Source organism: Amnibacterium sp. CER49, assembly GCF_029846255.1.
Classification (GTDB): Bacteria; Actinomycetota; Actinomycetes; order Actinomycetales; family Microbacteriaceae; genus Amnibacterium.
The window spans coordinates 1,097,953-1,112,277 of the sequence record NZ_JARVWQ010000001.1 but is presented as its reverse complement, the minus strand read 5'-3'; the positions used below and the strand labels follow the sequence as shown (position 1 = coordinate 1,112,277).

11 protein-coding genes are annotated in these 14,325 nt (G+C 72.5%); 9 read left to right on the top strand and 2 right to left on the bottom strand.

Annotation, left to right across the window (positions count from 1 at the left end; genetic code table 11):
- Positions 1-55 precede the first annotated feature (55 nt).
- Complete coding sequence (locus tag QDR37_RS05245) at positions 56-2,116, top strand: phospholipase C, phosphocholine-specific (protein WP_279712544.1); 2,061 nt, start codon at positions 56-58, stop codon at positions 2,114-2,116.
- Positions 2,117-2,337: 221 nt separating this feature from the next.
- On the opposite strand, the gene QDR37_RS05240 is transcribed toward QDR37_RS05245, so the two are convergent.
- Positions 2,338-5,154, bottom strand: a complete 2,817-nt coding sequence (locus tag QDR37_RS05240) for an FAD-binding and (Fe-S)-binding domain-containing protein (RefSeq protein ID WP_279713558.1) — start codon at positions 5,152-5,154, stop codon at positions 2,338-2,340.
- Between the two features lie 272 nt (positions 5,155-5,426).
- On the opposite strand from QDR37_RS05240, the gene QDR37_RS05235 reads away from it, so the two are divergent.
- Together QDR37_RS05235 and QDR37_RS05230 are read left to right on the top strand one after the other, a co-directional pair.
- Complete coding sequence (locus QDR37_RS05235; protein WP_279712543.1) at positions 5,427-6,308, top strand: fumarylacetoacetate hydrolase family protein; 882 nt, start codon at positions 5,427-5,429, stop codon at positions 6,306-6,308.
- Position 6,309: 1 nt separating this feature from the next.
- Positions 6,310-6,984 carry an SDR family NAD(P)-dependent oxidoreductase gene (locus QDR37_RS05230; protein ID WP_279712542.1) on the top strand — a complete coding sequence of 225 codons (675 nt, stop codon included), beginning with the start codon at positions 6,310-6,312 and terminating at the stop codon, positions 6,982-6,984.
- Here the strand turns inward: QDR37_RS05230 and QDR37_RS05225 are convergent.
- Positions 6,978-7,748: an IclR family transcriptional regulator gene (locus QDR37_RS05225; RefSeq protein WP_279712541.1), complete on the bottom strand. Its 771-nt coding sequence runs from the start codon at positions 7,746-7,748 to the stop codon at positions 6,978-6,980. The genes QDR37_RS05230 and QDR37_RS05225 overlap by 7 nt on opposite strands.
- A 364-nt stretch (positions 7,749-8,112) precedes the next feature.
- On the opposite strand from QDR37_RS05225, the gene QDR37_RS05220 reads away from it, so the two are divergent.
- The 6 genes from QDR37_RS05220 (at position 8,113) to QDR37_RS05195 (ending at position 14,232) form a co-directional block, all read left to right on the top strand.
- Positions 8,113-8,979 carry an SMP-30/gluconolactonase/LRE family protein gene (locus QDR37_RS05220; RefSeq protein WP_279712539.1) on the top strand — a complete coding sequence of 289 codons (867 nt, stop codon included), beginning with the start codon at positions 8,113-8,115 and terminating at the stop codon, positions 8,977-8,979.
- Between the two features lie 147 nt (positions 8,980-9,126).
- Positions 9,127-9,615, top strand: a complete 489-nt coding sequence (locus QDR37_RS05215) for a GNAT family N-acetyltransferase (RefSeq protein WP_279712537.1) — start codon at positions 9,127-9,129, stop codon at positions 9,613-9,615.
- Positions 9,612-10,754: a Gfo/Idh/MocA family oxidoreductase gene (locus QDR37_RS05210; RefSeq protein ID WP_279712536.1), complete on the top strand. Its 1,143-nt coding sequence runs from the start codon at positions 9,612-9,614 to the stop codon at positions 10,752-10,754. The genes QDR37_RS05215 and QDR37_RS05210 overlap by 4 nt, the downstream gene beginning before the upstream one ends.
- Positions 10,751-11,542, top strand: a complete 792-nt coding sequence (locus tag QDR37_RS05205; RefSeq protein ID WP_279712535.1) for an SDR family oxidoreductase — start codon at positions 10,751-10,753, stop codon at positions 11,540-11,542. The genes QDR37_RS05210 and QDR37_RS05205 overlap by 4 nt, the downstream gene beginning before the upstream one ends.
- Entirely contained in the window at positions 11,535-13,274 is a 1,740-nt protein-coding gene (locus tag QDR37_RS05200) for a dihydroxy-acid dehydratase (protein WP_279712533.1), read from the top strand. Before QDR37_RS05205 ends, QDR37_RS05200 begins: the two co-directional genes overlap by 8 nt.
- A 31-nt stretch (positions 13,275-13,305) precedes the next feature.
- Complete coding sequence (locus QDR37_RS05195) at positions 13,306-14,232, top strand: dihydrodipicolinate synthase family protein (RefSeq protein WP_279712531.1); 927 nt, start codon at positions 13,306-13,308, stop codon at positions 14,230-14,232.
- Positions 14,233-14,325: the final 93 nt, after the last annotated feature.

The following is a 14,325-nucleotide window of genomic DNA, read 5'->3' as shown; positions in this document are numbered from 1 at the left end:
GGCCGCGGTGGGCAGGACCGCCTCGGGACGCGGCACGAGCAGTTGGGAGCACCTCATGGGTGAGATGGATCGTCGTCGTTTCCTGCAGGTCGCGGGGGCCGGTGTCGCGAGCGCCGCGATCGCCGACATGCTCGGCCAGAGCGTCGCGCGGGCAGCCACGATCCCCGCGAACCGCGCGACGCGGTCGATCCGGGACGTCGAGCACGTCGTCGTCTTCATGCAGGAGAACCGGGCGTTCGACCACTACTTCGGCACGCTGCGTGGCGTGCGCGGCTTCGCGGACCCGCACCCCGCGCTCCTCCCCAGCGGGAGGAGCGCCTTCCACCAGAACAACGGGACGCGGGACGTGCTGCCCTACCGGCCGACCGCGCCGAACCTCGGCATGCAGTTCATGGAGGACCTCGACCACTCGTGGAAGATGACCCACGAGGCCTTCAACGGCGGCAGGTACGACCGCTGGCTGCCCGCGAAGTCCGACGCGACGATGGCCTACTACGGCCGCCAGGACATCCCGTTCCACTTCGCGCTGGCGGACGCCTTCACGGTCTGCGATCAGTACCACTGCTCGGTGCTCGGCCCCACCGACCCCAACCGCTACTACATGTTCACGGGCGGCGACGACCCGGAGCGCACCGGCGGGGGCCCGGACCTGTGGAACGACGAGAAGGGCTACTGGTGGGGCACCTACCCCGAGCAGCTCGAGAAGGCCGGCGTCTCGTGGAAGGTCTACCAGGACGTGGGCGACGGCCTCGACGCGAACGGCTACTGGGGGTGGACGGGCGACGCCTACGTCGGCAACTACGGCGACAACTCCCTCCTCTACTTCAAGCAGTACCAGGAGGCGCAGCCGGGGAGCGCCCTCTACGAGAAGGCGCGCACCGGCACCGACGCGGCGGCCGGCGGGGACCTCTTCAGCATCCTCCGCGGGGACGTGGCCGCGGGGAAGCTGCCCCAGGTGTCGTACATCGTGGCGCCGGAGGCCTACACCGAGCACTCCAACTGGCCGCCGAACTTCGGCGCGTGGTACATGGCGAACGTCCTCGACATCCTGACGTCCAACGCGGACGTGTGGAGCAAGACGGCCGTGTTCCTCATGTACGACGAGAACGACGGCTTCTTCGACCACGTCGTCCCGCCGCACCCGAACACCCCGCGCATCCCGGGGGCGTCCACGGTGTCCACCGCGGGCGAGTGGTACGACGGCACGCCCACGGCCTACGGCAGCAGCGACGTCCCCGGCCATTTCGGTCTCGGCGTCCGGGTCCCGATGCTCGTGATCTCCCCCTGGAGCATGGGCGGCTGGGTGTGCTCCGAGACCTTCGATCACACCTCGATCGTCCGGTTCCTCGAGAAGCGGTTCGGCGTGCGGTCCCCGAACATCACGCCGTGGCGACGCGCCGTCTGCGGTGACCTCACGAGCGCCTTCGACTTCGCCGCCACCGGAGGTGCGGCGCCGGCGCTGCCGCCGACGGCGTCCTACGCGCCGACGGACCACGAACGCCACGACAGCTACGTGCCGACCCCGCCGGCGGTGAACAGCATGCCGTCGCAGGAGCGTGGCACGCGGCCGTCCCGCCCGCTCGGCTACGCGCTCGACGCCGTCGCCACGAAGACGGGAGCGGTGCTCTCCGTGCGGTTCGCGAACCCCGGTTCGCTCGGCGCACACGTGCAGGTGCGGTCGGACCTCCTGCCGCAGGGCCCCTACTCGTACACGATCGGGGCCGGCGCCTCGCTCGACGCCTCCTGGCCGCTGGGCGCCGAGTACGACGTGCAGATGCACGGGCCGGCCGGCTGGTACCGCCGGCTCGCCGGCACGACCGGTGCAGCCGACATCCGCGCGACGGTCACCCCGGCGGGCAGCTCGCCGAACGTCCGGTTCCGCATCGAGAACACCGGGTCGGCCGCCGTCTCGCTCAGGGTGAAGGACGCCTACCGGGGGAGCTCGGAGGAGCTGTCCGTGGGCGCGGGCGGGACGCGGACGCTCGTCATCCCCACCCATGGCGGGTGGTACGACCTCACCGTGACGTCGACGGGCGACCCGCGGTTCCTCCGCGAGCTGGCGGGCCGGCTCGAGAACGGCCATCCGCTGACGAGCGACCCGCAGCTCGGGGCCTAGGACGGAGCGATCGACGGGAAGCGCGGCGCGCGCGGCTGAGACCCGGGATCACCGGTCGGGACCCTCCCCGAAGGCGCAGCGGACCGCTCACCGGCGACGGTGAGCGGTCCGGCGCGTGGGCCCCGGCCCGAGGAGCGGCGGACGGACGCCGGGCGCCGCGGCCACGGCGTCAGCGGGCGCCGTTCGTCGGAGCAGGACGCCGCGCAGGCGGAACGGTGGCGTCAGCGCCGACGCGCGCGGGCGGAGTCCCCGGCGGCGCCGACGGCCGGCAGCGTGCTGTCGAGCACCTGGAGGACGTGCCGGTACGGCTGGCCCGTTGCGCGGGTCATGCCGAGCTCGCAGGTGCGATTCAGAGAAGCATGCCCGGCTGCTTCGGTCGCGACGATCTCGGCGGCCTCGCGCCGCGTCGCCGAGGCCGTGAGCTCCGGGTGGAGCATCCCCCGGTCGCCGGCGAAGGCGCAGCAGCTCCAGTCGTCCGGGACGACCACCTGCTCGGCGCACGCGGCCGCGACCCGGAGGAGCGCGTCGTTCAGGCCCAGGCGCGTGGACGAGCAGGTGGGGTGGACGGCGAGGGAGGGGAGCCTCGTGCTGCGCGGCAGCCGCGGCAGCACGACCTCGTCGACGAAGGCGACGGCGTCGATCACGCGGATGCCCGCCTCGCTCGCCCCGTCCAGCAGGATCTCGAGGCCCTCCGAGCAGGAGGACGCGTCGCAGACGACGGGAAGGGCCCCTCCGCGGGTCGCCTCGTGCAGGGACGCGAGGACCCTGGACCTCATCGCCGCGTAGCCATCGGTCAACCCCTTCGACTTCCAGGGCGTGCCGCAGCAGAGGGACGGCAGGTCGGCCGGGGTGGCGAGCTCCACGCCCGCGCGCTCGCAGAGGCGGAGGAACGCCTCGCCGACGCTCTCGCCGTCGACGCCGCCGAACATCGTGGTGGTGCAGCTCGAGAAGTAGACGGCGTCCGCGTCGGGGGTCGTCAGCCTCGGCCGCCGTGGCCCGCCACCGGGCAGGTCGTGCGAGTAGCTGGGCACCGTGTCGGCGCCCAGCACCGCCCGAGCGAGCGTGGTGGCCACCGCCGGCAGGGGGGCAGGGACGGCGCGGGCCGCGCTGAGGGCGACGCCCCCGACACGGGAGACCCCGTCCCAGTGGTCGGCGGCGACCTTCCAGCCGCGCTGCTCGACGCGACCGACCGAGTCGCCGCGGAGCCGGCGGACGAGATCGCCGGTGTTGATCAGCACGGGGCATGCCGTCTGGCACATCCCGTCGACCGCGCACGTCTCGACCGCGTCGTACTCGTACTCGTCCTGGAGGGTGGCGAGCAGCCCGGTGTCGCCGGCGGCCTCGGCCCGGGCCATCTCGCGCCGGAGCACGATGCGTTCGCGGGGTGTGGTGGTCAGGTCGCGGCTGGGGCAGACGGGCTCGCAGTAGCCGCACTCGACGCAGCGGTCGACCTCGACCTCGACGGTCGGCGTCGTCTTCAGCCCCTGGACGTGGGCCCCCGGATCCTCGTTCAGCAGGACGCCCGGGTTCAGCAGCCCGTCGGGGTCGATGAGCGCCTTCACCTCCTGCATCACCTCGTAGAGCTCGTCCCCGTACTGCCGGCGCACGAAGGGCGCCATCACCCGGCCGGTGCCGTGCTCGGCCTTCAGGGTGCCGCCCTGGGCGAGCACGAGCTCGACCATGTCCGCGGTGAAGGCCTCGTAGCGGGCGAGCAGCTCGGGCCGGTCGAAGCGCTCGTTGAGCATGAAGTGGAGGTTGCCGTCCTTGGCGTGACCGAAGATGACGCTCTCCTCGTACCCGTGCCGGTCGAACAGCTCGGTGAGGCGGATGCAGGTCTCGTAGAGCCGGTCGACCGGGACCGCGATGTCCTCGAGCAGCGCGGTGGTGCCCGACGGGCGTGCTCCGGCGACGAGGGTGTAGAGCCCCTTCCGGATGTGCCAGAGCTGGGCCCGCTGCGCGGCGTCGGTGCTGAGCGATCCCGGGCTCGCGAGCGGCAGACGACCGAGGAGCTCGCGCGCCTGCAGCAGGCGCTGCTGCAGCGCCTCCTCGGAGTCCTCCTGGTACTCGACGAGCAGAGCGGCCTGCGTGCTGACCTCGAGCGCGCGCAGGGCGTCGGGGGCCTCGTGGTCGCGCTGCGCCACCCGGAGGCTCGCGGCGTCCAGCAGCTCGATCGTCGCGAAGCCCGCCGCGACGAGGGTGGGCAGCGACACGGTGGCGGCGGCGAGATCGGGGAAGATCAGCAGCCCGGTCGCGGCGAACGGCCGCACCGGCACGGTCCGGAAGGTCGCCTCCGCCACGAATGCGAGCGTGCCCTCGCTGCCGATCACGAGGTGCTCGAGGATCGCGGCGGGCTCGTCGTGGTCGAGGAACGAGTTCAGCCCGTAGCCCATCGTGTTCTTGATGGCGTAGAGGCGCCGGATCGTCGCGACGGAGTCGGCGTTCGCTCGCACGCGGTCGCGCAGGCGCGCCAGCCCGGTGTGCAGCGCCGGCTCCGCTGCCCGGAGCCGCGCGTCCGCGGAAGGTTCACCGGTGTCGAGCACGAGGCCGCTCGCCAGGACCAGCACCGCGGACTCGAGCGTGCGGTAGGTGTTGGCCTCCGTCCCGCACGCCATGCCGCTCGAGTTGTTCGCGACCACGCCGCCGATGGTGCAGGCGATCTCGCTCGCCGGGTCGGGACCGAGCTTCCTGCCGTACCGGGCGAGGCGGGCGTTCACGGATCGCACGGTCGCGCCGGGCCCCGTGCGGACGCGGACGCCCTCGTCGAGCACCCGTACCTGCCGGAAGTGCCGGCGCGTGTCGACGAGCACGCCATCGCTGCTCGCCTGACCGGACAGGCTGGTGCCGCCGGATCGGAAGGTGATGGGAGCGCGGTGGGCGCGACAGGTGGCGAGCACCGCCCCGACCTCCTCGGGGGAGGCGGGGGAGACCACGGCCCGGGGCGTCAGCAGGTAGTGCGAGGCGTCGTGCGCGGACGAGAGCCGATCGGTCGCGCGGGCGGCGACTCCGCCGGCGCAGGCGAGCCGGAGCGCCGCGAGCAGCGCGGGCGGAACGGGTGCCAGGGTCGTGCTGTCGTGGGGGCGAGTCACTGGACGTCTCCCGTTCTGGCCCCGGGGGCCGGTGCCCTCACCGCGTGACCACTTCTTCCTATAGTTGGAATGGTGCTCAGATAACTGAAACCTCTTCTAGCATAGCCGCGTACTGCAGGCGCGCTGGCGACCAGGCGGGACCACGCGTCAGGGCGCACTGCTCGCCGCCCCGGTCCCCTCGGGACAGCCCCGCTCGCCGGACGCCGAACGATTCAGGGTGTGTGATGAGACTTCTTCGTGTCGGCCCCGCTGGGGCCGAGAAGCCCGGCCTGCTGCTCGAAGGGAATGCGTACCTCGACGTGTCGGACATCGTCCGCGACTTCGACGAGGAGTTCTTCGGCTCGGGCGGGATCGAGCGGCTCCGTGAGGTCGCCCCCCGGCGGATCGAGTGGGGGGTCGGGGTGCGCGAGCTCAACGGGCAGCGCATCGGAGCCCCCATCGCTCGGCCGCACCAGATCCTGTGCATCGGGCTCAACTACAGCGACCATGCCGCCGAGACGGGGCAGGCCGTTCCGGCCGAGCCGATCCTGTTCACGAAATCCCCGAACACCCTCATCGGGCCGGACGACGACGTGCGGATCCCGCGGGGATCCAGCAAGACCGACTGGGAGGTGGAGCTGGGCGTCGTCATCGGCAGACGCACGAGCTATCTCGACTCGGTCGACGAGGCACGGGACGCGATCGCGGGGTTCGTGGTCGTCAACGACGTGAGCGAGCGGGCCTTCCAGATCGAACGCGGCGGCCAGTGGTCGAAGGGTAAGAGCGCCGAGACCTTCAACCCCGCGGGCCCCTGGCTCGTCACCCCCGACGAGGTTCCCGATGTCGGCGCGCTGGGCATGTGGCTCGACGTCAACGGGGTGCGGCGGCAGACCGGGTCGACGTCCACGATGATCTTCGACCCGTACTTCGTCGTGCACTACCTCAGCCAGTTCCTGGTCCTCGAGCCCGGCGATCTGATCAACACCGGCACCCCTCCGGGGGTCGGGATGGGCCTCGACCCGCAGGTGTGGCTGCAACCGGGCGACGTGATGGAGCTCGGCATCGACGGGCTCGGCCGGCAGAAGCAGCGGGTCGTCGCGCCCCGCTCGGCAACGAAGGAGCACTGACATGAGGACCGCTGTGATCACCGGGGGAGCGAGCGGCCTCGGCGCCGCCACCGCCACCCGCCTGAGGCAGGACGGCCTGCGGGTCGTCACCTTCGACATCGCGGGCGACGCGGACGTCCTCGTCGACGTCACCGACGGCGCGGCGCTCGCCGACGCCGCGGGGGCGGTGGGCGAGGTCGATGTCGTGATCAACTCGGCAGGCATCGTCGGCCCGGGCAAGCCGCTCGTCGAGACGACGGCCGAGGAGTGGCGGCGGGTGCTCGAGGTGAACGTGCTCGGCACCGTCGCGATGATGCGGACCTTCGTCCCCGGCATGGTCGAGCGCGGGTGGGGCCGCGTGGTCAACTTCGCGAGCATGGCGGGCAAGGACGGGAACCCCAACCTGTCGATCTACTCGGCCTCGAAGGCCGCCGTGATCGGTCTCACGAAGTCCGCCGGCAAGGAGCTCGCGACGACCGGGGTCCTGGTCAACGCGATCGCGCCCGCCGTGATCGCGACCCCCATGAACGCGTCCACCGAGCCGGCAGCCCTCGCCCACATCACGAGCCTGATCCCGATGAAGCGGGTCGGACGCGCGGAGGAGGTCGCGGAGCTCGTCGCGTGGCTCGCCTCCGACAAGGTCAGCTTCTCGACCGGCGCGATCTACGACATCAGCGGTGGCCGGGCGACCTACTGAGCGCTCCCCAGCGCCCGGTCGACGATCTCGCGCATCGTCGGCAGCTCCTCGACCAGCTGTGCGAGGGGATGCCTGAACGCGAGGGCGCTGACACTGATCGCACCGTCGCGAGCGGGGAGCGCGCCCGGGGGCACGGGGATGGCGACGCAGTTGATGCCGACCTCGTTCTCCTGGTCGTCCGTCGCGTAGCCGCGCTCGCGGGTGAGCTCGAGCTCCGCCCACAGGGCGCTCACCGTCGTGATGGAGCTCGGCGTTCGCGGCTCGAGCGAGCGCCCCGCCAGCCACGTGCGCAGGTCGGACTCGCTCCTCAGGCGCTCGCTGAGCAGCAGCTTGCCGACGGCCGTGCGGTGCGCCGGGTTGCGGCCGCCGACGACCGAGGTGAGGCGGACGGAACCGGCGGGCGGATCCACCTTCGCCCGGTAGACGACGTCGCTCCCGTCGAGCACGGCGTAGTGGGCCGTCTCCCCGAAGTGCTGGGAGAGCTGCTGCAGCGCCGGTTCGACGCGGGCGCTCTCGGGTCGCGCGGCCTGGTGCTCGTACGCGAGCCGGAGGAACTCGTCGCCGATGCGGTACCAGCCGTGCCGCGGCTGGGCGGCGAAGCCGGCACGACGCAGCGCTGCGAGCGCCCGATGCACGGTCGACTTGGGACTGCCGACCCGGGCGGCGAGGTCGTCGAGGGCGATGCCGTCGGCATGGTGGGCGAGCTCGGCCAGCACGGCGAGCACCCGGTCTGCCCCGACCACCCGGCCGGCTTCGTCCTTCACCGCACACCGCTCCCTCTGCCGCCGCGAGCGTACTGATCACCGGAACGGCGTGCGCGCATCCTGAATGCGGGCCCGGCACCGGTGCCGCGCGGAGCCCGGCGAGCGGGTTCCGGCTGTTCGACGCGCGAGGTGGACCGCGCGCTGGGAGCGCGTGGACGGTGGTAGCCGAGGTCAGCTCTGATACGTAACAATGAGCGCCGAGTGCTGCGAGTCCGCTGCCTGCGTGCGGCCCGGGTACGCCCCTCCGCGTCGCCGTGCATCACGGCAGCGGTGGGCGGCGATCGTCCGGGACGTGTGCCTCGGGGCGCCTCCGGAGCGGGAAGGGCGCGTCCCGGCAGGGCGCAGCCGGGCGAGGAGGTCCGACATGGGGGCGTTGCGCGCCGAACGGGTGTCCGACGACCGCTACCAGCTGGGTGAGGGGGTCCTCTGGGATGCGGAGGGTCGTCGCCTGCGCTGGGTCGACATCCTTCGTGGCGAGGTCTACTCGGCCGCACTCGAGGGGCCCGAGTTCCTGCCCCGCGCGGACCTGACGCTCGACTGCCCGGTGAGCGCGGTCGTCCCGATCGCCGGTGGCGGCCTCCTCCTCGCCGCCGGCACCCGCCTTGCGCGGCTGGCTCCCGACGGTCGGGTCCGATGGGGACCGTCCTTCCTTCGCGGGGAGGGGCGGCGATCGAACGACGGCGCCTGCGACGCCGAGGGGCGCTTCTTCGTCGGCAGCGTGACCGACGGTCGGATCCTCGACGACGAGGGGCTCTATCGATCGGTCGAAGGAGGGTCGCCCCGCGCGGTGCGCCGAGACCTGCACCACACCAACGGCCTCGACTGGTCTCCGGACGGTGCTCGGATGTATCTCGTCGACTCCGTGCCCGGAGACGTGTGGGCGGCCGACTACGACCTGCGCTCGGGCGAGCCGACCGGATGGCGCATCGCGTTCCGGGTGCAGGACGGCCTCCCCGACGGGCTGATGGTCGACGCCGAGGGCGCGCTGTGGATCGCCGTCTGGGGTGCCGGTGAGGTCCGCCGCTACTCGTCCGGCGGGCGTCTGCTGGCGACGGTCGAGGTGCCGACGCCGTTCGTCACGTCGCTCGCGCTGGCCGGTGCGGACGGCCGCACGATGTACATCACGACGGCGCAGGGCGATGCGGACGGTCCCGACGCCGGAGCGATCTTCACCGCCCGGGTCGAGGTCCCCGGCCGTCCCGCGAACCGCGCAGCCGGCGCCGGGTTCTGAGCCGCGCCCGGCAGGGCCCGTCGGCAGGGCGCTCTGGCGACGCACTGCGATCGCTGGTAAGTTCCACTGAGCGCAGAACCACTTTCACTGAATGGAATTGCCATGTCGCAACTAGCCATGCTCCTGCCAGAAGGAGCGGCCCGAAGCGTGACCGACGAGGGACGTGCCGTCCGGCGCGCCACCGAGGCCGACGAGGCCGCACTCGCTCGGCTGCTGGGTGAGTCGTTCGACGACCCGACGTGGTCGGCGGAGCGGGTGCAGGGCGAGCTGACGCGCGCCGCCGACGTGCTCGCGGTCTTCGTCGTGGAGGACGAGGACGGGCTCGTCGCGACGGCGTCGGCGCGCAGCGCTGAGAAGTTCCCCGGGCTGGGCTACGTGCACTGGGTCGGGGTGTCGCCGCAGAAGCGCGGGCAGCGGCTCGGACGCGTGGTCGTCGAGCAGGTCGTCGCGCACTTCGACGCGATGGGCATCGGCGGGGTGATCCTCGAGACGGACGACGTGCGGCTGCCCGCCCTCGCGACCTACCTCGGTCTCGGGTTCGTGCCCGAGTACCTCGATGAGGACCACCGTCGACGCTGGTCGGCGGTCTTCTCCGCGCTGTCCGGGCACAAGGGTCGAAAGGGGAATGCACGATGAGTCTCAGCAAGAAGGTTCTTCGCGTCGGGATCGCCGGGGCGTCGCGGGGCGGCGGCTACATCGCCGCCCTGCGGTCGGCCGGCGACCGCGTCCGCCTGCACGGCGTGTTCGACCCGTCGCCCCAGGCGGCGGAGGCGTTCGCGACGGAGTACGGGGCCGCCGAGCGCTTCTCGAGGTTCGAGGAGGCCGTCGACGCCTGCGATCTGCTGGTGCTCGCGTCGCCGCAGCAGTACCACGCCCCGCAGGCCGCCTATGCGCTCCGCGCGGGGGTCCACGTGCTGAGCGAGGTGCCGGCGGCGGTCAGCCTCCAGCAGGTGGACCAGCTCCTCGCGGCTGCGCGGGAGTCGGGCGCCGTCTACATGCTCGCGGAGAACTACGGCTACACCCGGCAGAACCTCGTGGTGCGCGCCATGGCCCGTGAGGGGCTGTTCGGTGACCTGTACCACGGCGAGGCCGAGTACCTCCACGAGATGAAGGGCTTCCACCGGCAGGCGTCCGGCGAGCCGACATGGCGCTACTTCTGGCAGGTCGGACGCAACGGGATCACCTACCCGACGCACAGTCTCGGCCCCCTGCTCGAGTGGATGGACGACCGCATCGTCTCCCTCAGCTGCGTCGGCACCGGCCGGTGGACGGACCCCGAGCACGAGATGGAGGACTCGGTCACCCTCCTGGCGCGCACGCGGAAGGGCGCGCTGCTCCGGACGCGCCTCGACCTGCTCTCGAACCGGCCGGAGCTCTACGACTACTACGCCATCCAGGGCACGGCGGGCGCCTACGAGTCCGGGCGCGGCATGGGGGACCAGCCCCGCGTCTACCTCGAGGGGCAGTCCCCGCGCGACACCTGGGAGCCGCTCATGTCCTACGCGGACCGGTTCCTGCCCGATGCCTACCGCGTGGAGCACGGCGGGTCGGGGCACTGGGGCTCGGACGCGTGGCCGTTCCTCGAGTTCCTGGCCGCGATCGAGCACGGCACGAAGCCGCCGATCGACATCTACCGTGCGCTCGAGATGACGCTGCCCGGCATCATCTCCGAGCAGTCCATCGCGCAGGGCGGCGCATGGCTGCACGTGCCCGATCCCCGCACCCTGACCGCGGGCATCGGGATCGATCCCGGCCGCGAGGCCCCGCTCGCGTGAGCGGCGCCCACGACGACGGCTGGGGCCATCAGGTCGCAGTCGTCACCGGCGCGGCCGGCGACATCGGTCGCGAGGTCGTCGAGCAGCTGCTCGCCCGCGGCGTCGCTGTCGCCGGCGCGGACCTTCGTCCGTCGACCGAGGAGGACCCCGGCGGAGCTTCCGGCCGGTACCGCTTCGACCTGGTCGACCTCACCGATCCCCGTGCGACCGAGGAGTGGGTCGCGTCGGTCGTGCAGGAGTGGGGCGTCCCGACGATCGGCGTGCTGTCCACCGGCGTGTCGGGGAACGCTCGACTCGTCGACACCTCGCCGGAGGAGTGGCACCGCGTGCTCGGCGCCTGCCTCGACGCGGCCTTCTTCCCGGCCCGTGCCGTCATCCGCGCCATGATCCGGGGCGGGGTGCGGGGGCGGGTCGTGACGATCGGGTCGTGGGCGGCGCACGCGCCGCACCCGCACATCGGCGCGTACTCCGTCGCCAAGGCCGGCCTGCGCATGCTGACGCAGACCCTCGCGCTCGACCACGCCGCCGACGGCATCCTCGTCAACGAGGTCGCTCCCGGCATCGTCGAGGCAGGCCTGTCGAAGGCCCTGCTCGAGCAGGACCCGGCGCTCAAGCAGCGCACCGAGGCGGCGATCCCGCTCGGACGCACGCTGCTGCCCGCCCAGGTGGCCCGTGACGTCCTGCACCTGGCCTCGCCGCAGAACCTCGTCACGACCGGAGCGGTCATCGTCTCGGACGGCGGCCTCAGCCTCGCGTCGGTGATGAACCCGGGGCGTTCCGATGGCTGAGCGCATCGCGCCCGTGTCGGGCCTCCGCAGCAGCAGGTGGCTCGACGCCCCCGACGAGGTCGGGATCCAGAACCGGGCGGCGCTTCGAGCGGTGGGGCTCGCCGTCGAGTCCGGGCGTCCCGTGGTCGGGATCAGCAACACGATCAGCGACCTGAACCCGTGCAACTCGTCCATGAGGGAGCAGATCGAGGAGGCGCGGCAGGGGGTCATCGACGCGGGCGGGGTGCCGGTGGTGTTCCCCACGATCTCGCTGGGCGAGGACCTCATGAAGCCCTCCGCGATGCTCTACCGGAACCTGCTCGCGATCGAGGTCGAGGAGATGGTCCGCGCCTATCCGATCGACGCCCTCGTCCTGACGGCGAACTGCGACAAGACGATCCCCGGCGCGATCATGGGCGCGACGAGCTCCGACGTCCCCACGGTGCTGATGCTCGGCGGGGCGCGCCCCGCGCCGCTCTACCGCGGTGAGCGGCTGGCCTCCGGCACCGATCTGTGGCGAGCGCTGGACGACCGCAGAACGGGTCGCATGACGGACGAGCAGTGGGAGTCCTTCGAGCGCTGCTACTCCTGCGGGCTCGGCGCCTGCAACGTGATGGGCACCGCGACGACCATGGCGATCGTCGCCGAGACGCTCGGCTTCACGCTGGCGGGGGCGTCCACGATCCCGGCGGGGGAGCCGCTCGGCCTGCGCGCTGCGAACGCGGCGGGGAGGCTCGCGGTCGAGCGGGCCAGGAACCCGATCCGCCCCCGCGAGCTCGTCACCGAGGCGTCGCTGCAGAACGCGTTGAAGGTCGTCGCGGCGTGCGGTGGCTCCACCAACGCGGTGGTCCACATCGCCGCGATCGCGGGCAGGGCCGGTATCCGCCTGTCGCAGGCGACGATCGCCGGCGCGCTCTCCGGCGTCCCGGTGGTCGCCGACGTCCAGCCCATCGGCAGGGGCCTCGCCCAGGACTTCCATGCGGCGGGCGGGGTGCCCGCGCTGGTCCATGCGCTGGGCGACACGCTGGACCGGTCCACCCGCACCGTGCAGGGCGGCACGCTCGGGGAGGCGGCGAAGGACGCCGCGCCGGCCGGCGCCGCGATCCGCCCGATCGCCGACGTCGCCGGGTCGCCGGACGGCCTCGCCGTCGTCCGGGGGTCCCTCGCACCCGACGGGGCCGTGATCAAGGTGGCGGCGGCGAGCGAGCGGCTCCTCGTGCACCGGGGACCGGCGGTGGTGTTCGACGGCTACGAGGACATGCGCGCCCGCGTCGACGATCCGGACCTCGAGGTGACGCCCGACAGCGTGCTCGTCATCCGCGGCGCCGGTCCGGTCGGCGGTCCCGGCATGCCCGAATGGGGCATGGTCCCGATCCCCAAGAAGCTGGCCGAAGCGGGGATCACCGACATGGTCCGGGTGAGCGACGCCCGGATGAGCGGGACCAGCTTCGGCACCGTGTTCCTGCACGTGGCGCCGGAAGCGGCGGTCGGCGGTCCCCTCGCCCTGGTGCGGACCGGGGACGTCATCGCGGTCGACGTCCCCCGAGGACGCCTCGACCTCGAGGTGGAGGACGACGAGCTCGAGCGCCGTCGCGCGGCCTGGCGGCCGGCGCCGACCCCGCACGTGCGCGGGTGGGTCGCGCTGTACCAGCGGCACGTCACCCAGGCGCCCGAGGGATGCGACCTCGACTTCCTCCAGGCGTTCGCACCGGGGACCGAGACCTTCGTCGAGCCGGTCGTCGGCCGGTCCTGACCTCTGATCACGAACAGAAAGGCGCTGCTCAATGACTGAACCGGTCGGGCGCGGAGTGTTCCCCGTCTTCCAGACCCCCTTCGGGGACGACGAGTCGATCGACTTCGCCCAGCTCGAGCAGGAGGTCCGCTGGATCGCCGAGCAGGGCGCACACGGCGTCGTGTTCGGGATGGTGTCCGAGGCGCTGCGGCTGAGCGACCGTGAACGCGCGGACGTGATCCGTGTGGCCTCCGGGGTCGCCGCGGAGTACGGGCTGCCCTGCATCGCGAGTGTGGGAGGGGAGAGCACCGCCGTGGCGCTGCTCCGGGTGGCCGACGCCATCGAGGCCGGCGCGTCGGCGCTGATGGCCACGCCGCCCCTGCACGGGCGGAACGGCGCGCACCAGCTCGAGGAGTACTTCCGTGCGATCCTCGCCCGCAGCAGCGTGCCGATCGTGGTGCAGGACGCGAGCGGGTACGTCGGCCAGTCGCTCTCGATCGAGATGCAGGCGCAGCTGTTCTCCGACTTCGGGTCGCATGCGAAGTTCAAGCCCGAGGCCGTGCCTGTGCGCCCGACGCTCGACGCGCTGCTCGCCGCGACCGGTGGTCGTGCCGAGGTCTACGAAGGCATGGGCGGCGCGGCGCTGCTCGACACCTATCCGGGAGGCGTCAGCGGGTCGATGCCGGGCGCCGAGGTGTGCTGGGCGGTCGTGGCGATGTGGAACGCGCTCGAGGCGGGGGACCAGGACGCGGCGGAGGCGATCAACCGCCCCCTGGTCGAGATGATCGCCTTGCAGGACGATCTGGACTCGTTCGTCGTCTGCGAGAAGTTCCTCCTCGTCGAGCAGGGGGTGCTCTCGAGCAGGGTCGCCCGGACACCGCTCGGCTTCACGCTCGAGCCGGCGGCGGAGCAGCGGCTCCGCGGCCTGCTCGACGAGCTGCGCCGCGCCGTGCAGGACGCGAGGAGCGTCCACCGGTAGCCCGCCGAGCGCCCGCCGCCGTCGGCCGGCGGACGGGACGTGCTCGAACCCCGAGCAGCCGCCGCCGGGCGCGGCGGCTGCTCGGGGAGGACC

Coding starts and splice junctions, on each gene's coding strand:
- QDR37_RS05210 (WP_279712536.1), top strand. CDS start 9,612: ATGAGTCTCAGCAAGAAGGTTCTTCGCGTCGGGATCGCCGGGGCGTCG.
- QDR37_RS05220 (WP_279712539.1), top strand. CDS start 8,113: ATGGGGGCGTTGCGCGCCGAACGGGTGTCCGACGACCGCTACCAGCTG.
- QDR37_RS05230 (WP_279712542.1), top strand. CDS start 6,310: ATGAGGACCGCTGTGATCACCGGGGGAGCGAGCGGCCTCGGCGCCGCC.
- QDR37_RS05195 (WP_279712531.1), top strand. CDS start 13,306: ATGACTGAACCGGTCGGGCGCGGAGTGTTCCCCGTCTTCCAGACCCCC.
- QDR37_RS05200 (WP_279712533.1), top strand. CDS start 11,535: ATGGCTGAGCGCATCGCGCCCGTGTCGGGCCTCCGCAGCAGCAGGTGG.
- QDR37_RS05245 (WP_279712544.1), top strand. CDS start 56: ATGGGTGAGATGGATCGTCGTCGTTTCCTGCAGGTCGCGGGGGCCGGT.
- QDR37_RS05235 (WP_279712543.1), top strand. CDS start 5,427: ATGAGACTTCTTCGTGTCGGCCCCGCTGGGGCCGAGAAGCCCGGCCTG.